16 protein-coding genes are annotated in these 20,374 nt (G+C 62.1%); 10 read left to right on the top strand and 6 right to left on the bottom strand.

Features of this window, described 5'->3' with window-relative positions; all coding sequences use genetic code 11:
- Window positions 1-10: 10 nt before the first annotated feature.
- Genes IZ6_RS15065 through IZ6_RS15050 form a run of 4 tightly spaced genes read left to right on the top strand, consistent with a single transcriptional unit; the run spans window position 11 to window position 3,130 of the window.
- A complete protein-coding gene (locus IZ6_RS15065) occupies window positions 11-847 on the top strand; it encodes an ABC transporter substrate-binding protein (RefSeq protein WP_222875852.1) in 837 nt (278 codons plus the stop codon).
- Complete coding sequence (locus tag IZ6_RS15060; protein ID WP_222875851.1) at window positions 844-1,836, top strand: FecCD family ABC transporter permease; 993 nt, start codon at window positions 844-846, stop codon at window positions 1,834-1,836. Before IZ6_RS15065 ends, IZ6_RS15060 begins: the two co-directional genes overlap by 4 nt.
- Complete coding sequence (locus IZ6_RS15055) at window positions 1,836-2,597, top strand: ABC transporter ATP-binding protein (RefSeq protein WP_222875850.1); 762 nt, start codon at window positions 1,836-1,838, stop codon at window positions 2,595-2,597. Before IZ6_RS15060 ends, IZ6_RS15055 begins: the two co-directional genes overlap by 1 nt.
- Complete coding sequence (locus IZ6_RS15050; RefSeq protein WP_222875849.1) at window positions 2,594-3,130, top strand: cob(I)yrinic acid a,c-diamide adenosyltransferase; 537 nt, start codon at window positions 2,594-2,596, stop codon at window positions 3,128-3,130. Before IZ6_RS15055 ends, IZ6_RS15050 begins: the two co-directional genes overlap by 4 nt.
- Here the strand turns inward: IZ6_RS15050 and IZ6_RS15045 are convergent.
- The 5 genes from IZ6_RS15045 to IZ6_RS15025 are packed head-to-tail and all read right to left on the bottom strand — an operon-like array spanning window position 3,127 to window position 8,705.
- A complete protein-coding gene (locus tag IZ6_RS15045) occupies window positions 3,127-4,266 on the bottom strand; it encodes an alpha-hydroxy acid oxidase (protein WP_222875848.1) in 1,140 nt (379 codons plus the stop codon). The genes IZ6_RS15050 and IZ6_RS15045 overlap by 4 nt on opposite strands.
- The gene (locus tag IZ6_RS15040; RefSeq protein WP_222875847.1) at window positions 4,266-4,700 is read right to left on the bottom strand and encodes a GlcG/HbpS family heme-binding protein; all 435 of its coding nucleotides are present in this window, start codon (window positions 4,698-4,700) and stop codon (window positions 4,266-4,268) included. The genes IZ6_RS15045 and IZ6_RS15040 overlap by 1 nt, the downstream gene beginning before the upstream one ends.
- The gene (gene glcF / locus IZ6_RS15035; protein ID WP_222875846.1) at window positions 4,697-6,007 is read right to left on the bottom strand and encodes a glycolate oxidase subunit GlcF; all 1,311 of its coding nucleotides are present in this window, start codon (window positions 6,005-6,007) and stop codon (window positions 4,697-4,699) included. Before glcF ends, IZ6_RS15040 begins: the two co-directional genes overlap by 4 nt.
- Window positions 6,007-7,224, bottom strand: coding sequence for a glycolate oxidase subunit GlcE (gene glcE / locus IZ6_RS15030; RefSeq protein WP_222875845.1), 1,218 nt, complete (start codon window positions 7,222-7,224; stop codon window positions 6,007-6,009). Before glcE ends, glcF begins: the two co-directional genes overlap by 1 nt.
- Window positions 7,224-8,705 carry an FAD-linked oxidase C-terminal domain-containing protein gene (locus IZ6_RS15025; RefSeq protein WP_222877654.1) on the bottom strand — a complete coding sequence of 494 codons (1,482 nt, stop codon included), beginning with the start codon at window positions 8,703-8,705 and terminating at the stop codon, window positions 7,224-7,226. Before IZ6_RS15025 ends, glcE begins: the two co-directional genes overlap by 1 nt.
- Window positions 8,706-9,062: 357 nt before the next feature.
- Here IZ6_RS15025 and IZ6_RS15020 point away from each other — a divergent pair, with 357 nt between their 5' ends.
- From IZ6_RS15020 to IZ6_RS15010, 3 genes are all read left to right on the top strand, one after another.
- Window positions 9,063-10,202, top strand: a complete 1,140-nt coding sequence (locus IZ6_RS15020; RefSeq protein ID WP_222875844.1) for a TRAP transporter substrate-binding protein — start codon at window positions 9,063-9,065, stop codon at window positions 10,200-10,202.
- A gap of 66 nt (window positions 10,203-10,268) precedes the next feature.
- Window positions 10,269-10,880: a TRAP transporter small permease subunit gene (locus IZ6_RS15015; RefSeq protein WP_222875843.1), complete on the top strand. Its 612-nt coding sequence runs from the start codon at window positions 10,269-10,271 to the stop codon at window positions 10,878-10,880.
- A complete protein-coding gene (locus IZ6_RS15010; protein ID WP_225873926.1) occupies window positions 10,880-12,211 on the top strand; it encodes a TRAP transporter large permease in 1,332 nt (443 codons plus the stop codon). The genes IZ6_RS15015 and IZ6_RS15010 overlap by 1 nt, the downstream gene beginning before the upstream one ends.
- 9 nt (window positions 12,212-12,220) lie before the next feature.
- Here IZ6_RS15010 and IZ6_RS15005 read toward each other — a convergent pair whose 3' ends face one another.
- Window positions 12,221-13,177 (bottom strand): 2-hydroxyacid dehydrogenase, encoded by a 957-nt coding sequence (locus IZ6_RS15005; RefSeq protein WP_222875842.1) that lies wholly within the window; start codon window positions 13,175-13,177, stop codon window positions 12,221-12,223.
- A gap of 84 nt (window positions 13,178-13,261) precedes the next feature.
- On the opposite strand from IZ6_RS15005, the gene IZ6_RS15000 reads away from it, so the two are divergent.
- The 3 genes from IZ6_RS15000 (at window position 13,262) to IZ6_RS14990 (ending at window position 20,367) form a co-directional block, all read left to right on the top strand.
- Window positions 13,262-13,615 carry a CidA/LrgA family protein gene (locus IZ6_RS15000; protein ID WP_222875841.1) on the top strand — a complete coding sequence of 118 codons (354 nt, stop codon included), beginning with the start codon at window positions 13,262-13,264 and terminating at the stop codon, window positions 13,613-13,615.
- A complete protein-coding gene (locus tag IZ6_RS14995) occupies window positions 13,612-14,307 on the top strand; it encodes an LrgB family protein (protein WP_222875840.1) in 696 nt (231 codons plus the stop codon). The genes IZ6_RS15000 and IZ6_RS14995 overlap by 4 nt, the downstream gene beginning before the upstream one ends.
- Before the next feature lie 270 nt (window positions 14,308-14,577).
- Complete coding sequence (locus IZ6_RS14990; protein WP_222875839.1) at window positions 14,578-20,367, top strand: HAMP domain-containing protein; 5,790 nt, start codon at window positions 14,578-14,580, stop codon at window positions 20,365-20,367.
- Window positions 20,368-20,374 lie beyond the last annotated feature (7 nt).

The raw sequence follows: 20,374 nt of genomic DNA, 5'->3' as shown, positions 1-20,374 counted from the left end.
ACCGGTTCTTTTGTCTCTTGCTCTGGCGCTTGCCGCCGCCCCTGCCGGGGCGGCGCCTCCCTTTTCTAAGGAGGGGCCGCAGCGCATCGTCTCGCTCAATCTCTGTGCCGATCAGGTTCTGCTGCGTCTCGTGCCAAAAACCCGCATCGCTTCGGTGACCTGGCTCGCCGCCGAGCCGCACTCATCGAGCGTGCCCGATCTCGCGCAAGGCATCGCGACCAATCAGGGACTGGCGGAAGAGGTGATCGGGCTCGATCCCGATCTCATTCTCGCCGGTAAATACACGGCGCGCGGTGCCGTCGGCTTTCTGAACCGCCATGGGCGCAAAGTCGTCGATCTCGACGTGCCGGAAAGTCTTGCCGCGACGAAGATACAGATCATGCAGATCGCCGACGCGGCAGGGGTCGCCGAGCGCGGCGCAGATCTCATTTTCGAGATGGAAAGGAAGATGGCGCGTCTGGCGCCGGGCGCCTCGCCGCGTCCGCGCGCGCTGATGCTCGGTCCGAACGGATTTGCCACAAGCTATGGTCCGCTGGTCGACGAGATGATGGAGCGGGCGGGCCTCATCAATATCGCCGCCGAACTCGGCGCGGCGGGGCGCGCCAATATCCCGCTGGAAGCGGCGGTTCTCGCAAAGCCCGATATTCTGATCGTCGATACGGGCGAGCGCACGGGACCGGCTCTGGCGCAGGAAATCCTGGAGCATCCGGCCATCCGCGCGCTGAAGCGCGATATTAAGGTCGTCGCGCTGCCGTCCAATCTCTGGACCTGCGCCGGGCCGCAGCTTGCCGATGCGGTCTCCGTTCTGGCCGAGGCGCGCGCGAACTGGGAGCGCGCAAAGCCATGACGCGCTCCGACACTTTTCTGACTTTGGCGCTTGCTCTTGCGGCGCTGGCGCTCGCTGCGGTGTCGACGGCGATCGGCTATGCGCCGCTCGATCTCGGCAAAGCAATATCCGATGCGCTGTCGGGCACAGATTCGCTTGAGCGCATCGTCTTTGTCGAACTGCGCGTGCCGCGCGCCATTCTCGGCGCGGCCGTCGGCTTCAGCCTTGGCCTCACGGGCGCCGCCATGCAGGGCCTCTTGCGCAATCCGCTCGCCGATCCCGGCGTTGTCGGCGTCTCATCGGGGGCGGCGCTTGGCGCCGTCATCGCTTTCTATTCCGGCCTCTCGCAGGGTTTTGCGCTCGCTTTGCCGCTCGGCGGCATTCTCGGCGCGGCAATCACCGCCGGCGCGGTGTTCTGGATGGGCGGCCGCGGCACCTCGACCGCGGCGCTCATCCTCGCAGGCATCGCGTTGTCGAGCCTTGCCGGTGCGCTGACGGCACTGGCGCTCAATCTCTCGCCCAATCCCTATGCCGTGCTCGAAATCATCTTCTGGCTGATGGGCTCGCTCAACGACCGCAGCCTCAATCATGTCGCTCTCGCTCTGCCGCTGATGGCTTTAGGCTGGGGTCTGATGCTGAGCTCGGCGCATGCGCTCGATGCGCTGTCGCTCGGCGAGGATACGGCGAGGAGCCTCGGTTTCGATCTCAAACGCGTGCGGCTGAAGCTGATTGCCGGCGCCGCGCTCAGCGTCGGCAGTGCGGTTGCGGTTACCGGCGCCATCGGTTTTGTCGGCCTGATCGTGCCGCATCTTTTGCGGCCGCTGATCGGCCACAGTCCGGGGCGTCTTCTTCTCGTCTCGGGCTTTGGCGGCGCGGTGCTGACGCTTGCCGCCGATATCGCGGTGCGCATGCTACCCATCGAGCCGGAACTCAAGCTCGGTGTCGTCACGGCGCTTGTCGGCGCGCCGTTCCTGTTCTCGCTGCTCTGGCGCGCGAGGAGGGAGGCGTGATGGAAATCGCAGCAACATCCATTTCCCTTTCGCTGAATGAGACGCGCGTGCTCGAAGGTGTCGATATCTCCGTGCGCACGGGTGAGTTTGTCGGGCTGGTCGGCCCGAACGGCGCCGGCAAGACCTCGCTTCTGCGGGTGCTGGCCGGGCTCCTTCCAGCGAAAGCGGGCAGCGTGTCCTACGACGGAAAAGACATAGCGGCTTTGAAGCCGCGCGTGCGGGCGCAGATGGTCGCCTATCTGGCGCAGAACGATGGTGCGCATTGGCCCATTCGTGTGGAGGCTCTTGCCGGGCTCGGGCGGCTGCCGCATCGCGGCCGCACATCGGACGAGGCGGATCGCGCAGTTGTGAAACGCGCGCTCGATCTGGTCGGCATGGCGGATTTTGCGGCGCGCGGCTTCGACACGCTTTCGGGCGGCGAACAGGCGCGGGTGCTTTTGGCCCGGGCGCTCGCGGTCGAGGCGCCTCTTCTTTTGGCGGACGAGCCGATATCGGCGCTCGACCCCTATCATCAACTGGCGATTATGGAATTGCTGCGAGAGCAAACCCGGGCTGGCAACGGCGTCGTTGCCGTGCTGCACGATATCGGTCTCGCCTATAGGTATTGTGACCGGGTTGTACTTCTCGCAAAGGGGAAGAAACTCGCCGAGGGCCGGCCCGAAGAGGTGCTGAGCGATGAAAACATCGCCACGGCCTACGGTATCGCCGTCAAACGCGGCGAGGGCTATATTTTACCCTGGCAGAGGGAGACTGCTCGGTGAAGCTCTACACCAAGAAGGGTGACCGGGGAGAAACCGCATTATTCTCCGGACGGCGCACTCGAAAATCCGATCCGCATATCAATGTCGTCGGAGATCTCGATGAATTGTCGGCGGCGCTCGGGCTTGCCGCCATCGCCTTTCCCGCGGGCGCGCAAGACATCCGCACCATCCAGCATGATCTTTATGCCATCAGCGCGCTGATCAGCGCCGAAGGCAAACGGCCGGAGCTCGTCTTCTCGGATGCGGAAGCGCGGCGGCTGGAAGTGATCATCGACGACGTGTCGAACACGCTCCCGGAACTGCGGGATTTCATCTATCCGGGCGAGTCCGAAGCGAGCGCGCGGCTGCATATGGCACGGGTCGTGGCGCGCAGAGCCGAGCGTGGCATGGCGGCGCTCAATCCGCAGGTTCCGCCGGCCGTAAGCGCCTATATCAATCGTTTGAGCGATCTTCTTTTCGTCTGGGCGCGCCGCGTTGATTTCGATGCGGGTCACGCATCCGTGCCGCTCGCCGGGCCGCGCGGCAAAGCTTAAGGGCCGCGCGCCAACGTGTGCGGGCCGATTTCGTCCACGTTCCGCGTGCCGGTCAGCGCCATCGAGATATCGAGTTCCTTGGCGATAATCTCGAGCGCCCGGGAAACGCCTGCTTCGCCGCCCGCCGCAAGCGAATAAAGGAAAGCGCGGCCGATCAGGCAGCCCTGCGCGCCAAGCGCACGGGCTTTCAGAATATCCTGTCCCGAGCGCACGCCGCCGTCGAACAGGACCTCGATCTTCCCGTCTACGGCCTCAACGACCTCCGGCAGAACGGAAATCGTCGATCGCGCGCCGTCGAGCTGGCGGCCGCCATGGTTCGAGACGATGATCGCATCGGCACCTGAGGAGGCCGCGATCTTCGCATCTTCCGCATCGAGCACGCCTTTCAGGATCAGCTTCCCGGGCCAGAGCGAGCGTATCCACGCGACATCCTTCCAGGACAGCGAAGCATCGAGCTGGCTTGCGATCCATTGCGCCAGCACGGTCACGCCGCTATCGGGGATATAGCCCTGAAGATTGCCGAAATTCTTGCGCTTGCCCTTCAGCATCGGCAGCGCCCAGCCGGGCTTGGTCAGCATGTTCAGGGCGTTGGCGAAGGTCAGCCGCGGCGGAACCGTCAGCCCGTTCTTGATGTCGCGGTGGCGCTGGCCCTGGATCTGTTGATCGAGCGTCAATACGAGCGCCGAACATTCGGCGGCTTTCGCCCGTTCGATCAGCGAGGTCGCAAAGCCGCGATCCTTCATGACGTAAAGCTGGAACCAGAACGGCTTTTGCGTGCTCGCCCGCACATCCTCGATGGAGCAGATCGAGACGGTGGAGAGACAGAACGGGATGCCGAACTTCTCGGCGGCCCGCGCGCCGCAGATTTCGCCGTCGACATGAAAGAGACCGGCAAGGCCCGTCGGTCCGATGGCGAGCGGCATCGCCGCGGGCTGGCCGACAAAGCTTGAAGCCAGGCTGCGTTCCGCGACATCGATCAGAACGCGCTGGCGAAGTTTGATCGCCAGAAGGTCGGCGCGGTTGGCCCTGAGTGTCGTTTCCATATAGGCGCCGCCATCGGCATAGTCGAAGATCGCGCGCGGGATTTTCCTCTTCGCGATCTCGCGCAGATCGTCGATCGTCGTGATGACGGTCATCAATCCGCTCCGGGATCGCTGACAAGCCCGGCTTTGGCGATCCCGGCCATGGCCGCCGCCTCGTCGTTTTCCGAGGTGCAGCCGGAAATGCCGACGGCGCCGAGAATGGCGCCCGCGCCGTCGCGGATCAGAACGCCGCCCGGCACCGGCACGAGGCTGCCGCCGATGGCCGACGTCGCCGCCGCGATGAAGAAGGCCTGTTCCTTGGCGCGCTTGAACAAAGCGCGCGAGCCCATGCCGAGTGCGACCGAGCCATGCGCCTTGCCCGTCGCAATGTCGGAGCGGCGAAGGCTTGTGCCGTCCTGCGCTGCCGCCGCTTTCAGAACGCCGCGCGCATCGAGCACGATGATCGACACCGGCTTCATCTTGTTCTTGTCGGCAAATTCGAGCGCGCCGGACACAATGGTCTGCGCCTGATGGAGAGATAGGGTCACGGCGTTCTCCTCATATCGGTTCGGTTCAAAGCCTCAGGCTTTGCGCCGCCATACGCCCAGTCGAGAAGTTCGACAAGATGCACGACCGGCGTTGCGGTGCCGGAGCGAAGCTGCGTCATGCAGCCGATATTGCCCGTCGCGATGACCGATGCATGCGTCGTCGCGATATTCTTGAGTTTCCGGTCGCGCAAAGATCCGGCGATGTCGGGGTGAAGAATATTATAGGTTCCCGCCGAGCCGCAGCAGATATGACCTTCCGGAATCTCGCGCAAGGTAAAGCCCGCGCGTTCCAGCAAAGCGCGCGGTTCGAGCGTCACCTTCTGTCCGTGCTGCAGCGAGCAGGCGGCGTGATAGGCAACATCTATCCCGGCTTTGCTGGCTGCCGGCAGATCGAGCTTGGCCAGATACTCCGAGACATCGAGCGTGCGGCTGCCGACGAGCGCGGCCTTTGCGGCGTATTCGGCGTCGTCCGCGAGCAGATGGCCGTAATCCTTGATGAGCGTGCCGCAGCCCGAAGTCGTGATCAGGATAGCGTCGAGCCCGGTGTCGATCTCGCGCGTCCAGGCATCGATATTCTTGCGCGCAAAGCCGCGCGCCTCGTCTTCACGGCCCATATGATGGACGAGTGAGCCGCAGCAGCCTTCTCCTTCAGGCTTTATCACGTCAATTCCGAAACGTGCGAGGAGGCTCTCGGCCGCCTGGTTGATGCCGGGATCGAGCACCGATTGCGCACAGCCTTTCAGCAGCGCCACGCGGCCGCGCCGCGGCACGGCAATGTCCGGCGATGAGGGCGTTGCACCGCGCTGCTGCGGTGACGCCAGCTTCAGCATCGCGGCGAGTTTGCGGAACGGGCCGCCGAAACTGTCGAGCAGCGGCGCAAGAGGCCGGACGAGGCGCGCCGCAAAAAGCGCCGCGCGGAAACGGGCCGGATAAGGCAGGACCGCGGCGAGAAGCGCGCGGATCGCGCGGTCGCCGAAGGGGCGCCGATAGGTGTTCTCGACATGCACGCGCGCGCGGTCGATCAGGTGCATGTAATCGACGCCCGAAGGGCAGGTCGTGGCGCAGGACAGGCAGGACAGGCAACGATCGATATGCAGCGCGGTTTCGGCGCCTGCCGGCCGTCCGCTTTCAAGCATGTCCTTGATGAGGTAGATGCGGCCGCGCGGGCTGTCGAGTTCACTGCCGAGTTCGAGATAGGTCGGGCAGGTGGCGAGACAGAATCCGCAATGCACGCATTTGCGGATAATGCGCTCGGACTCGGCGATTTCGGGAACCGCGAGCTGCTCTGCGGAAAAATGCGTCTGCATCAGCCCATGCGCCCCGGATTGAGAATGCCGAGCGGATCGAAGCTCTGTTTCAGACGCGACGACAGAGCGGCAAGCGCATCGCTCTGCGGATGAAAATGCGCGATCTCGGGCGCGGGCTCCGGCGCGCGGATGAGTGTCGCGTGGCCGCCGCCATTTTCGCGGATGGCCTTGCGGATTTTCGAAGCGCCGCAATCTTGCGGCGTCTCGCCGAGCTCCAGCCAGACAAGTCCGCCGGACCAATCGTAATAGTGGCGGAAGCGCAAAGTGGACGACAGTGCACGGACGATGTCCGGTGCGCGCGAGGGCGCGCAGCTGATGCGCCAGAGCGGGTCTTCGCGATCGGCAAAAGGTTCTACATCGCGGATGGCGCGCCAGAGGTCGGCCGAATCCGTATCGTCGATGCGGATACTTTCGCGGCCTTTGCCGACAAGCTCCGCGAGGCGCTGGGCGCGATAAAGAACGGACGGACGAAATCCTTCGAGCCGCAGCAGCGTGCAGGCAAAGCCATAGGATGAGAGTTGCGTAAAACTTGGCGCGAGCCTCGCCGGAAGATGCACGGCGCCCGAAACCTCGGCCGAGGAGCCCATGGCCCGGCACAGAACGTCGATCGCCGCGCGGTCGTCGAGACCGAAGATCGCGAAGGTGGACGATGTTTCGGCGCGCGGCAGGACTTTGAATGTCACATCGGTCAGCACCGCAAGCGTGCCCCAGGAGCCCGCCATGCCTTTGGAGAGATCGTAGCCGGTGACGTTCTTCACGACACGGCCGCCGGATTTGAATGCCTCGCCGCGCCCCGAGACGGCGTTGACGCCGAGTACATGATCGCGCGCCGCGCCGGATTTAATGCGCCGCGGCCCGGCGATATTTGCGGCAAGTGCGCCGCCGATCGTGCCGCCGTCGCGCGGTGCGCCGAACAGAGGGCCGTAATCCATGGGCTCGAAGGCAAGCTCCTGGTTCTTCGCGCCCAGCAGCGCGTCGATCTCGGCGAGCGGCGTTCCCGCATGAACCGAGAGGACGATCTCTTCCGGGTCGTAGAAGATGACGCCGGCCAATTTGGACAGATCGAGCATCTGGCGCGCCGCGACCGCGCGGCCGACGCGGCGTTTGGTGCCGTGACCGAAAACCTCGAGCGGCCGTCTGGTGTCGACGGCATCCCGCACGGCGGAAAGAACGTCTTTGGCATCGCGCGGGGTGAGGGGGTTTGCGAAGCCGAGCATCAGAAGCGCGGGAGTTCGGGGTGCGGCAGGCGCCCCTTGTGGACATGCAAACGCCCGAGTTCGGCGCACCGGTGCAGCACCGGAAAGACTTTGCCGGGATTGAGAAGATGCTTCGCATCGAAGGCGCATTTCACGCGTTGCTGATGATTGAGATCGTCTTCGTTGAACATCTCGCCCATCAGGTCGCGCTTTTCGATGCCGACGCCGTGTTCGCCGGTCAGAACTCCGCCAACCTGGACGCAGAGCTTCAGAATATCGGCGCCGAAGCTTTCGGCGCGTTCAAATTCGCCCGGTACATTGCCGTCGTAAAGGATCAGAGGATGGAGATTGCCGTCGCCGGCATGGAAGACATTGGCGACCTCGAGCCCGTAAAAGGCCGACATCTCCTTCATGCGCGACAGAACGAAGGGCAGCTGCTTGCGCGGGATGGTTCCGTCCATACACAGATAATCCGGCGCGAGACGGCCGACGGCGGGAAAAGCCGCCTTACGGCCGAGCCAGAAAAGCTGGCGTTCGGCCTCGTTCTGCGAGATGCGGATATAAACGGCGCCGCAATGTTTGGCGATGGCTTCGACCTCGGCGATCAAATAATCGACTTCGCCCTGCGGGCCGTCGAGCTCGACGATCAGCAGCGCCTCGACATCGAGCGGATAGCCGGCATTGCAGAAAGCTTCCGTTGCATGGATCGCCGGCCGGTCCATCATTTCCATGCCGCCGGGAATGATGCCGGCGGCGATGATCGCAGCGACGCAGGCGCCGCCCGCTTCCGAAGTTTCGAAGCCGAAGAGGACGGCGCGCGCCGTCTCCGGCGATTGCAGAATACGCACAGTGACTTCGGTGACGACGGCGAGAAGGCCTTCCGAACCTGTGAGGAGGCCGAGAAGATCGTAACCCTCCGAGTCGAGATGCTTGCCGCCGAGGCGGATGATCTCGCCCGTCATCAGCACCATTTCGACGCCGAGAAGATTGTTCGCCGTCAGCCCGTATTTCAGGCAATGCACGCCGCCGGAATTTTCCGCGACATTGCCGCCGATCGAGCAGGCGATCTGGGAAGACGGATCGGGCGCGTAATAGAAGCCTTTGTCTGAAACGGCTTTGGTGATGGCGAGATTGGTGACGCCCGGCTGAACGGTTGCGGTGCGGTTCGGAAAATCGATGTCGAGAACGCGGTTGAACTTCGTCATCGACAGAAGAACGCCGTCTTCGAGCGGGATGGCGCCGCCGGACAAAGATGTGCCCGAGCCGCGCGGCACAACGGGGATGTCGTTGTTCTGGCAATATTTCAGAATGGCGGAAACCTGCTCGGCGGTCTCCGGCAGAACCACGACGAGCGGCACCTGGCGGTAGGCAGTCAGCCCGTCGGTCTCGAAAGCGCGCTTGGCGTCCGGATCTGTAACGACGCCTTCGCCGGGCACAATGCGCCTCAGCTCGCGCGCGATGTCCGCGGCACGGCTCAGGATGGCACTGTTCGGCGCAGGCATTTTCATGGGTTTATTCTGCGTTCCCGCCTATGCGGGCATAACACAATTGGCGCGGCGATAAAGCTCGCCCGCACTTCAGACCGTCCGGGCTGGCCCGGGCCGCCTTGCCGGCAAGAAAGCCGCATGGATCAGCCGAACGGCGCTTGAAGCTCTGGTAGCCATGCTTTTGGAGTGCCCACAGATTCAGCATGACTAATTCTAACGTTGCACTAGTTTAAAGTGCAGCGATGGATTCATAATTCATCGTCAGGCCGCACAAAGCGGTCGGAAATAAAAAGCGCCAACGGCGCCACGGGAATGGAAACGACCCAGCAGGATGCGGGAATACCGCGTTGTCTGCCAACGAGAGGCATTGTCATGAGTGACAAGATCGCTAAGGCCGGAGACCCGTCCGATACCAAGGTCAAACGGCGTGACTTTCTGACAGGTGCGGCGGGCATTGCGGTAGGCGGAGCGGTCCTTGCGGCGCCCAATGTGGCGCGCGCTCAGGCGGCGATTACGCTGAAGTTCCAGTCGACCTGGCCGAACAAGGACATCTTCCACGAATACGCGACCGATTTCGTCAATCGCGTCAATGCGATCGGCGAAGGCAAGGTCAAGATCGAGCTGCTGCAGGCAGGCGCCGTCGTGCCGGCTTTCGGTGTGCTCGATGCGGTGAATACGGGCGTGCTCGATGGCGGCCACGGCGTGTCCGCGTATTGGTACGGCAAGAACAAGGCCTTCTCGCTGTTCGGCACCGCGCCGCCTTTCGGCTGGCGCGCCAATCAATATCTCGGCTGGCTCCATTATGGCGGCGGCAACGCACTCTACAACGAGCTCCTTCAGGACATCATGAAGGTCAATGTCGTCGGCTTCCAATCGGGACCGATGCCGACCCAGCCGCTCGGCTGGTTCAAGAACGAGATCAAGACGCCCGACGATCTCAAGGGCATCAAATACCGCACGGTGGGTCTTGCGGCCGACCTCTACAAGGAACTCGGCACGGCGGTCACGATCCTGCCCGGCGGCGAAATCGTCCCGGCGCTCGATCGCGGCCTGATCGACGGTGCGGAATTCAACAATCCCTCGTCCGACCGCGTGCTCGGCTTTGCGGACGTCTCGAAGACCTACATGGTCCAGTCCTATCATCAGGCGCTGGAAGCCTTCGAAATCCTGTTCAACAAGACGAAATATGACGGCCTGCCGAAGGAAGTGCAGGCCATGATCAAGACATCTGCGGAAGCCGCTTCCGCCGACATGTCGTGGAAGCAGCAGGAGCGCTATTCGAAGGATCTTCAGGCGCTCAAGGATGCAGGCGTGAAGGTGATCCAGACGCCCAAGCCCGTGCTCGAAGCGCAGCTTGCCGCATGGGACAAGGTCATCGCCAATGCCTCTGCCGATCCCTTCTTCAAGAAGGTGATCGACAGCCAGAAAGCCTGGGCGAAGCGCGTTGTCGGTCTGCAGTTCGAGATCGAGGTCGATCAGCAGATGGCCTACGACCACTTCTTCAAGGCCTAAAACAAAGCCGCGCCGGCCGCTGTTCAAAGCGGCCGGCGCCTTTTCCCGTCCGTCGCAGAGTTCTCTATGCTTTCGTTTTCGCTGCTGATTGATCGCGTCAATACGGTGATCGGTCAGATTTTCGCCTGGTGCATTGTCGGCCTTACCGGCGTTGTCACCTATGAAGTCATCCAGCGCTATGTGATGAACGCGCCATCCCGCTGGGGGTTCGACGCGTCCTACATGCTCTATGGCACGCTGTTCATGCTGGCAGGCGCTTACGCTCTGTCGCGCGGTAGCCATGTCCGCGGCGATTTCCTCTACCGCTATTGGCCCGACACCAAGCAAGCGAAATTCGATCTCGTTCTCTACATCCTGTTTTTCTTCCCCGGCATTCTCGCGCTTGTCTGGGCCGGCTGGGACTTTGCGAAACTCTCCTGGATGCTGAACGAAACCTCGTCGTTCTCGCCGGACGGCCTTTATGTATGGCCCTTTAAATTCCTGATCCCCATCACCGGCGTCATGATGTTCTTCCAGGGGATTTCGGAAGTGATCCGCTGCATGATCTGCCTGCAAACCGGACGCTGGCCTGCCCGCATACAGGACGTGCGTGAACTCGAGGACGAGATTCTCGCCGAGGTCCAGGAGAAGGGCATCGACGAAACGCTTAAAGACCTCGAAAAGAAGGGTATCGCGTAATGTTGTTCGGTCTGGAGGGCGCCGAACTCGGCATCTTGATGCTGGTCGCGTTCATTTTCTGCATCATGCTGGGCTTCCCCATCGCGTTCACCCTGATGGCGCTCGGCGTCGGTGCGGGCTATCTCGCAATGGGCGATCACATTCTGCCGCTGGCGGTGCAGCGCACCTACTCCGTCATGACGAATGACGTTCTTCTGTCGGTGCCGCTGTTCACTTTCATGGGCTATGTCATCGACCGGGCCAATATTCTCGATCGAATGTTCAAAGCGCTTCAGCTTGCCGTTGGCGGCGTGCCGGCTTCGCTCGCTGTCGTCTCGATGCTGGTCTGCTGCCTCTGGGGCATCGCGTCCGGCATTGTCGGCGCGGTCGTGACCTTGATGGGCCTTCTCGCGCTGCCGGCGATGCTGCGCGCCAAATACGATGTGAAGCTTGCGACCGGCACGATCTGCGCCGGCGGCACGCTCGGCATTCTTATTCCGCCGAGCGTCATGCTCATTCTCTATGCCGCGACGGCTGGCGTCTCGCCGGTCAAGCTTTACGCCGCGGCCTTCATTCCGGGCTTCGGCCTGACGGCGGCCTACATCGTCTACATCGTTGCGGTCGGCATCATCTGGCCGGAAAAAGCGCCGCGCCTGCCGAAGGAAGAACGCGATGTGCCGATGAGCACCATCGCCTGGGAGCTTCTCGTCTCCTTCCTGCCGCTGACGGTGCTCACCGTTCTTGTTCTCTGGGTGATTTTTGCGGGCGTTGCGACCGCAACGGAATCCGCCGCCATCGGCGCGGTCGGCGCGCTCGTTCTTGCATTGATGTATCGCGCGCTGACCTTCGAGAAACTGAAAGAGGCCGTGTATCTGACGGCGCGCACCACGGCCATGGTGTGCTGGCTGTTCGTCGGCTCCGCCATTTTCTCCGCCGTTTTCGCCTATCTCGGCGGCCAGGCCTATGTCGAGCAGTTCGTCGTCGGTCTCGATCTGCCGCCCTGGGGCTTCCTCATCATGGCGCAGGTGATCATCTTCCTGCTCGGCTGGCCGCTGGAATGGACGGAGATCATCATCATCTTCCTGCCGATCTTCCTGCCGCTGCTCGACCATTTCGGCATCGATCCGCTGTTCTTCGGCGTGCTTGTCGCCCTGAACCTGCAGACCTCGTTCTTGTCGCCGCCGGTCGCCATGGCACCCTTCTATCTGAAGGGCGTGGCGCCGCCGGAAGTGAACATCAACGACATCTTCAAAGGTGTTTATCCCTTCATCGCCATCGTGATCATGTTCATGGTCGCGCTGTATATCTGGCCGGAAATGGCGCTGTGGCTGCCGAAATACTGGTACGGCTAGCGGGTGCTTCTATCGCGGAGAGGGCGTTTCCGGCACGGGCGTCAGCGGCGGCTTGCCGGCAAGCCAGGCGAGAAGATTGTCGACGGCAAGCTGCGCCATCTCATCGCGCGTATATACAGATGCCGAGGCGACATGCGGCAGCAGCACGGTGTTCGGCAGCGCGATAAGCTCGGCCGGAACATTCGGCTCGTTCTCGAACACGTCGAGACCCGCGGCAAGAATCTTTCCGGATTTCAGCGCCGCAATCAGCGCCGTCTCATCGACGACCGAGCCGCGCGCGACATTGATGAATATGCCGTTCGGTCCGAGCGCTTCGAATTCGGCAGCACCGATCAGATGTTTCGTATCCGCGCCGCCGGGCATGATGGCGATCAGGACGTCGACGGCTTTTGCAAGTTCCGCCACGGAGGGAAAATAAGGATAGGCGACATCCGCCTGCTTGCGCCGCCCGTGATAGGAAATCTGCGTGCCGAAGCCTTCGAGCCGCTCGGCGATGGCCTTGCCGATGCGGCCGAGGCCGATGATGCCGGCTTTGCGTCCGCGCAAAGTAGCGGTGAGATGATAAGGTCCTTTCGGCCATTGTCCGTCGCGCAGATATTTCTCGGCGCGCGGAATTTCGCGCACCGTCGCCAGAAGAAGACCCAAAGTAAGGTCGGCGACTTCGTCGGTCAGGACGTCGGGCGTGTTCGTCACGACGATCCCGCGTTCGGCGGCAGCTTTAACATCGATGCCGTCATAGCCGACAGCCGAAGTCGCGATGATCTCAAGCTTCGGCAGTTTCTCGATCAGACTGCGCGGACAGGATGCAACAAAGGAAACGATACCCGTAATGCGTGGGCCGACATCGCTCAGCAGCTTTTCTTTGTCCGGTGCATCCCAGAATCGGTGCAAAGTGACGTGCTGCGCGAGGGTCTTTTCGACCAGCGGCCGCATCGGAGTAAGCATCAGGATATCGGGCTTTGCCATTTTTGAGTTTCCTTCCCTCAGCCGATCCTACCGGGCGATCGCGCCTCTTTGCACTAGCCATCCGTCGGGGCCGCGCGTGACATCATGATCGATCAGCTGCGCGGTCTTCTGCTCCTCACGCTCCTCTATCTCGCCGGCGCCACTCTCGCGGAACGGTTTGAGATCGGCATTCCCGGCGCTGTGATGGGGCTCGTGATCTGTCTTCTCGCCATGATCGTGGTGCCGCGCCTGCAGGAGCTGATCCGGCCGGGTGCGATGGTCATGCTGACGCTGGTGCCGCTCTTTCTCGTGCCGCTTCTGGTGCGCATGGTGCTGACGCTCGATTTCACGACGGCCGAGACCTGGATCATCATTCTGGCAGTCGCCGTCTCGACCGTGATCGGCATTCTCGCGGCCGGGCTTGCCGCAAAATTTGCGCTCGGCGGAGACGATCAATGAGTTTAATGCTGGCGGCATTGGCGCTCAGCGTCACAGCCTATCTCCTCGGCGTCTTCGTCAACCGCGCGGCGCATGAATCGCCGCTGCTGCATCCCGTCGTCGTCGCGACCTTCGCGGCGGTTGCGATGCTGCTGGCCCTCAATCTTTTCGGCCATCCTTTTGCCGGGACCTATCTTGAGGAGAACGCCATCCTCATCGAAGGCCTGATGCTCGGCATCACGGCCTTTGCGTTGCCGCTTATCGACAATGCGCGGCGTCTCATCCGTGATCTTCTCGGCATCTTCGCAGTGACCGCGCTTGCGGGCATCGCCATCGGCGGGACGAGCCTTTTGATCGCTTACGCGTTTGGGCTGCCCGCGGAGGCGATCGCGGCGATCGGCATCCGCAGCGTCACCAATCCGATGGCCGCAGTCATCGCCGCCGCCAATGGTATCTCGGTGGAGATCGCCATGCTGAGCGTCTTCGTCACCGGCATGATCGGCATTGTCATCAGTGAAAAATTGCTGTCGTGGATCGGCGTCACCGACGAACGCCGCGTCGGCCTGATGCTCGGCATCACCTGCCATACTTTCGGTGTCGTGCGGGCTCTGGAAATCAGTCCGCTGTCCGCCGCCTATGCCACGGTCGGCATGATCGTGACGGGTCTGCTTTATGCCTTCTCGGTGCCGTGGATTTTGGCGCTTCTCACCTAAGGCTAACGTTTAAGCCTCTGTAAACCCTACATAAATCAATCGCCTCCCGCCTGTATTCGGGTTGCATTTTTTGCCCCGTATGCGGAACCCGGTCCCAAGTCTTGCGTTTAGCAGAGTTGGCATGACGTCCGGGGGCGCGTCCTGAAGCAGGACTCCGCACAGAAGTTTTTTCACGCATCCGGCCTCCGGCCGGAGGCTTCCGCATGCCACGACCTGTCTCTCGCGCTTTTCCGCGCTCCGCTTTCACGTTGAGCGCATAAGGACCGTGCCATGCCTGCAACAGTCGCAGCCAAAGCCTCCAAGGACACATCTCGCCAGCTTCTGGCCGCGCTACGCGCCTTTCGAAAGGGCGATTTCTCGGTCCGCCTTCCCGACGATCTGACGGGCATCGACGGCGAGATTGCCGAAGCCTTCAACGAGGTGGTCGATCTCAACGAGCGCACGACGAAGGAGCTTGAGCGGCTCGGCGATATGGTCGGCAAAGAAGGCAAGATCGGTCATCGCGCGCGCCTGCCGGATGCGCTGGGCTCCTGGGCCTCCAATATCGATACCGTCAATACGCTGATCGGCGATGCGCTGCAGCCGACCGCCGAAGTCGCGCGCGTCATCGGCGCGGTGGCCCGCGGCGACCTCTCGCAGACCATGCATCTCGAAATCGACGGACGCGAACTGCGCGGCGAATTCCTGCGCATCGGCAAAGTCGTGAACACCATGGTGGGCCAGCTCGGCTCGTTCGCCTCGGAAGTGACGCGCGTTGCGCGCGAAGTCGGCACGGAAGGCAAGCTCGGCGGTCAGGCGAAAGTGAAGGGCGTCGCCGGCACCTGGAAGGACTTGACCGACAACGTCAACGCCATGGCCGCGAACTTGACCGGCCAGGTGCGTAACATCGCCGAAGTGACGACCGCCGTCGCCAACGGCGACTTGTCGAAAAAGATCACCGTCGACGTGCGCGGCGAAATTCTCGAACTCAAATCCACAATCAACACCATGGTGGACCAGCTCAACGGCTTCGCCTCGGAAGTGTCGCGCGTCGCGCGCGAAGTCGGCACCGAGGGCAAGCTCGGCGGCCAGGCGCAGGTGAAGGGTGTTGCCGGCACCTGGAAGGACCTCACCGACAACGTCAACGGCATGGCCGCCAACCTGACCGGCCAGGTGCGTAACATCGCCGACGTCACGACGGCCGTTGCGAACGGCGACCTTTCCAAGAAAATCACCGTCGACGTGAAGGGTGAAATCCTCGAGCTGAAAAATACCATCAACACCATGGTGGACCAGCTCAACTCTTTCGCCTCGGAAGTCTCGCGCGTTGCGCGCGAAGTCGGTACCGAAGGCAAGCTCGGCGGTCAGGCCAAGGTCGAAGGCGTTGCCGGCACATGGAAGGACTTGACCGACAACGTCAACGGCATGGCCGCGAACTTGACCGGCCAGGTGCGTAACATCGCCGAAGTGACGACCGCGGTCGCCACGGGCGATCTGTCAAAAAAGATCACCGTCGACGTGAAGGGCGAAATTCTCGAACTCAAATCCACCATCAACACCATGGTGGACCAGCTCAACGGCTTTGCTTCGGAAGTGACGCGCGTCGCGCGCGAAGTCGGCACTGAAGGCAAGCTCGGCGGCCAGGCCAAGGTCGAAGGCGTCGCCGGAACCTGGAAAGACTTGACCGACAACGTCAACGGCATGGCCGCGAACTTGACGGGTCAGGTGCGTAACATCGCCGATGTGACCACCGCCGTGGCGAATGGCGACTTGTCGAAAAAGATCACCGTCGACGTGAAAGGCGAAATTCTCGAGCTGAAAAACACCGTCAACACCATGGTGGACCAGCTCAACGCCTTCGCCTCGGAAGTGACGCGCGTCGCGCGTGAAGTCGGTACCGAAGGCAAGCTCGGCGGCCAAGCCAATGTGCGCGGTGTCGCCGGCACCTGGAAGGACTTGACCGACAACGTCAACGGCATGGCCGCGAACTTGACCGGTCAGGTGCGTAACATCGCCGAAGTCACGACCGCGGTCGCCACGGGCGATCTGTCGAAAAAGATCACCGTCGACGTGAAGGGTGAAATTCTCGAGCTGAAAAACACCATCAACACCATGGTGGACCAGCTCAACTCCTTCGCCTCGGAAGTCTCGCGCGTTGCCCGCGAAGTCGGCACCGAAGGCAAGCTCGGCGGCCAGGCGCAGGTGAAAGGCGTCGGCGGCACGTGGAAAGATCTCACCGACAACGTCAACTTCATGGCCGCCAACCTGACCGGCCAGGTGCGTAACATCGCCGAAGTCACGACCGCCGTCGCCACGGGCGACCTCTCGAAGAAAATCACCGTCGACGTGCGCGGCGAAATTCTCGAGCTGAAAAACACCGTCAACACCATGGTGGACCAGCTCAACGCGTTCGCGTCTGAAGTGACGCGCGTCGCGCGCGAAGTCGGTACCGAAGGCAAGCTCGGCGGTCAGGCCAATGTGCGCGGCGTCGCCGGCACGTGGAAGGACTTGACCGACAACGTCAACGGCATGGCCGCCAACCTGACCGGTCAGGTGCGTAACATCGCCGACGTGACCACCGCCGTCGCCAAAGGCGACCTTTCCAAGAAGATCACCGTCGACGTGAAGGGCGAAATTCTCGAGCTGAAAAACACCGTCAACACCATGGTGGACCAGCTCAACGCGTTTGCGTCGGAAGTGACACGCGTCGCGCGCGAAGTCGGCACCGAAGGTAAGCTCGGCGGTCAGGCCGGCGTGCCCGGCGTCGCCGGCACCTGGAAGGATCTGACCGACAACGTCAACATGATGGCCGCCAATCTGACCGGTCAGGTGCGTGGTATCGCGGACGTCGTGACCGCGGTGGCGCAGGGCAATCTGAACCGCAAACTCGCCGTCGACGCCAAGGGCGAAATCGCTTCGCTCGCCGATACGATCAACGGCATGATCCAGACGCTCGCGACCTTCGCCGATCAGGTGACGAACGTCGCGCGCGAAGTCGGTATCGAAGGCAAGCTCGGCGGTCAGGCACGCGTGCCCGGCGCCGCGGGCCTCTGGCGCGATTTGACCGACAACGTCAACCAGCTCGCCGCAAACCTCACCACCCAGGTCCGCGCCATCGCCGAAGTGTCGACCGCCGTGACCAAGGGCGACCTGACGCGCTCCATCACCGTCGAAGCCTCGGGCGAAGTCGCGGCGCTGAAAGACAACATCAACGAGATGATCCGCAATCTGAAGGATCAGACGCTGAAGAACACCGAACAGGACTGGCTGAAGACCAATCTCGCGCGCTTCTCGCGCATGCTGCAGGGCGAGCGCGATCTCGCGACGGTCTCCAACATGGTGCTGTCGGAGCTCGCGCCGCTCGTCAACGCGCAGCACGGCGTCTTTTATGTCAACGAAACCGATGATAACGGCAGCACGCTGAAACTTGCCGCAAGCTATGCGTCGAGCCAGACCACCCCGCCGCCCGGCTATTTCAAGATCGGCGAAGGCCTGATCGGCCAGTGCGCCGCCGAGAAGGAAAAGATCTTCCTGCGCGAAGTGCCGCCGGATTATGTGAAGATCTCATCGGGCCTCGGCGAAGCGGCACCTCTCAACGTGATCGCGCTCCCCGCTTTGTTCGAAGGCGAGGTCAACGCCGTCATCGAGCTTGCATCCTTCAGCGAGTTCTCGGAAGCGCATCGCAGCTTCCTCGATCAGCTGATGGAATCGATCGGCATCGTGCTCAACACGATCGCCGCCAATATGCGCACCGAAGGTCTCCTCGAACAGTCGCAGCTTCTGACCGCCGAGCTGCAGTCGCAGCAGGGCGAGCTGACTAAGACGAACGATCGTCTCGAACAGCAGGCGACAACGCTCCGCCGTTCCGAAGAGCTTCTGCGTTCGCAGCAGGACGAGCTTCAGAACACCAATGCCGAGCTCGAAGAAAAAGCCCAGCTTCTGTCCCTGCAAAACAAGGCGGTCGAAGCCAAGAACCGCGAAGTCGAACAGGCGAAGATGGAGCTGGAAGAGAAGGCCGAGCAGCTTGCTCTGACCTCGAAGTACAAATCCGAATTCCTCGCCAATATGAGCCACGAGCTGCGCACGCCGCTGAACTCGCTGCTCATTCTCTCGAAGCTTCTGGCCGATAACGGCCAGGGCAATCTGTCGGACAAGCAGGTCGAGTTTGCGCGCACGATCAATCATGCGGGCACCGATCTCCTCGGCCTCATCAACGACATTCTCGATCTGTCTAAGATCGAGTCGGGCACGGTCACGCTCGATGTCGGCGAAACGACGTTCGGCTCGCTGCGCGAGGATATGGACCGCACCTTTGCGCAGATCGCGCAGAACAAGAAACTCGATTTCTCGATCGAGGTCGATGCGGGCCTGCCGCGTTCGATCTATACGGACGACAAAAGGCTGCAGCAGATCATCAAGAACCTGTTGTCGAACGCCTTCAAATTCACCGAACAGGGTCATGTCCGCCTGAAGATCCAGAAGGCGATCTCGGGCTGGACGGCCGGGCATTTCAGCTCGGCCATGGAGGTCGTCTCCTTCACTGTCGAGGATACCGGCATCGGCATCGCGCGCGAAAAGCAGCGCCTGATCTTCGAGGCCTTCCAGCAGGCCGACGGCACGACGAGCCGCAAATATGGCGGCACGGGTCTTGGTCTTTCGATCAGCCGTGAAATCACCCGCCTTCTCGGTGGCGAGCTGACGGTTATGTCGAACCCCGGTCACGGCTCGACCTTCACGCTCTATCTGCCGCTGAACTTTGCGCCGCCCGTACAGGCAAAAACCGTCGCTCTGCGCGGCACCACCGGCGGCATTCAGCTGCCCGATACGTCGAGCGAACGCATTCCGGACGACCGCGATCAGATCAATCGCGGCGACCCCGTCGTTCTGATCGTTGAGGATGATCCGCGTTTTGCCGCGATCCTTCTCAACATGGCGCGCGAGGCCGGCTTCAAGGGTCTTGTGACCGCCGAGGGTGCGTCCGTCGTGCCGCTGGCGCGCCGCTACCGGCCCGATGCGATCACGCTCGATATCGGCCTTCCGGATATGGACGGCTTCGCATTGCTCGATCTTCTGAAGCGCAATCCCGATACGCGTCATATCCCGATCCATGTGATCTCGGGCATCGACGACACGGCCCTCAGCCTCAATATCGGCGCCTATGGCGTTTCCGGAAAGCCCGTCGAACGCGAGACGATCCTTGCGACGCTCGACCGCGTAAAGGAGTTCAGCAAGCGTCCGAAACGCCTTCTGGCCATCGAACCGGCGGACCGCAAAGGCGGGCTCGCCGCCATTCTCGGCGATGGCGATGTCGAAACGGTCAGCGTGTCGAAACCGAAGGACATCACCCGCGCCCTGTCGCGCGGTGAGTTCGATTGCATCATCCTCGATCTGGCGGATGCGGAAGATGCGCCCAAGCCCGACATTGTCGAAGCTCTGCGTGCATCCGAAACACCGGTCATCGGCTATGTGAAGGACGCCAAAACCTCCATTCTGCAGGGGCTCGGCCGGCTCGACCGCTTACGCGTGGTGCAGACGGAGGCGCAGCTTCAGGACGATGCCGCCCTCTTCCTGCACCGGACCCTTGAGAGCATGACCGATGAAGGCCGTGCGGCGGTGCAGCAGCTGAGGCGGTCCGATCCGCAGCTGATGGGCCGCAAGGTCGTCGTTATCGACGACGACATCCGCAACATCTTCTCACTGACGAGTGCGCTCGAAGAACACGGCATGGAGCTGCACTATGCCGAAAGCGGCCGTTCCGGCATCGAGCTTCTGCAGCGTATTCCGGATGCGGATGTGGCGCTGGTCGACATCATGATGCCCGGCATGGACGGCTATGAGACGATCCGTGAAATCCGCGCAATGCCGAACTTCGTCTCGATGCCGATCGTCGCCGTCACGGCAAAAGCCATGAAGGGCGACCGGCAGAAATGTATCGAAGCCGGCGCGTCAGATTATGTCGCAAAGCCCGTCGATATGGAGCAGTTGGTCTCGGTCTTGCGCGTCTGGCTGCAGCGTGCCGATCAGATCGGGGCGCCGAAATCGGACGGTAAAATACTGGCGTTCCCGAATCTCGCGAGCTGATTTTTAT

Source organism: Terrihabitans soli (assembly GCF_014191545.1).
GTDB lineage: Bacteria > Pseudomonadota > Alphaproteobacteria > Rhizobiales > Methylopilaceae > Flaviflagellibacter > Flaviflagellibacter soli.
Note: the sequence above shows the minus strand (reverse complement) of the source record. Positions and strands in the feature narration are given on the sequence as shown.

Coding starts and splice junctions, on each gene's coding strand:
- IZ6_RS15060 (WP_222875851.1), top strand. CDS start 844: ATGACGCGCTCCGACACTTTTCTGACTTTGGCGCTTGCTCTTGCGGCG.
- IZ6_RS15055 (WP_222875850.1), top strand. CDS start 1,836: ATGGAAATCGCAGCAACATCCATTTCCCTTTCGCTGAATGAGACGCGC.
- IZ6_RS15045 (WP_222875848.1), bottom strand. CDS start 4,266: ATGACCGTCATCACGACGATCGACGATCTGCGCGAGATCGCGAAGAGG.
- glcF (WP_222875846.1), bottom strand. CDS start 6,007: ATGCAGACGCATTTTTCCGCAGAGCAGCTCGCGGTTCCCGAAATCGCC.
- glcE (WP_222875845.1), bottom strand. CDS start 7,224: ATGCTCGGCTTCGCAAACCCCCTCACCCCGCGCGATGCCAAAGACGTT.
- IZ6_RS15025 (WP_222877654.1), bottom strand. CDS start 8,705: ATGCCTGCGCCGAACAGTGCCATCCTGAGCCGTGCCGCGGACATCGCG.
- IZ6_RS15020 (WP_222875844.1), top strand. CDS start 9,063: ATGAGTGACAAGATCGCTAAGGCCGGAGACCCGTCCGATACCAAGGTC.
- IZ6_RS15015 (WP_222875843.1), top strand. CDS start 10,269: ATGCTTTCGTTTTCGCTGCTGATTGATCGCGTCAATACGGTGATCGGT.
- IZ6_RS15010 (WP_225873926.1), top strand. CDS start 10,880: ATGTTGTTCGGTCTGGAGGGCGCCGAACTCGGCATCTTGATGCTGGTC.
- IZ6_RS15005 (WP_222875842.1), bottom strand. CDS start 13,177: ATGGCAAAGCCCGATATCCTGATGCTTACTCCGATGCGGCCGCTGGTC.
- IZ6_RS15000 (WP_222875841.1), top strand. CDS start 13,262: ATGATCGATCAGCTGCGCGGTCTTCTGCTCCTCACGCTCCTCTATCTC.
- IZ6_RS14995 (WP_222875840.1), top strand. CDS start 13,612: ATGAGTTTAATGCTGGCGGCATTGGCGCTCAGCGTCACAGCCTATCTC.
- IZ6_RS14990 (WP_222875839.1), top strand. CDS start 14,578: ATGCCTGCAACAGTCGCAGCCAAAGCCTCCAAGGACACATCTCGCCAG.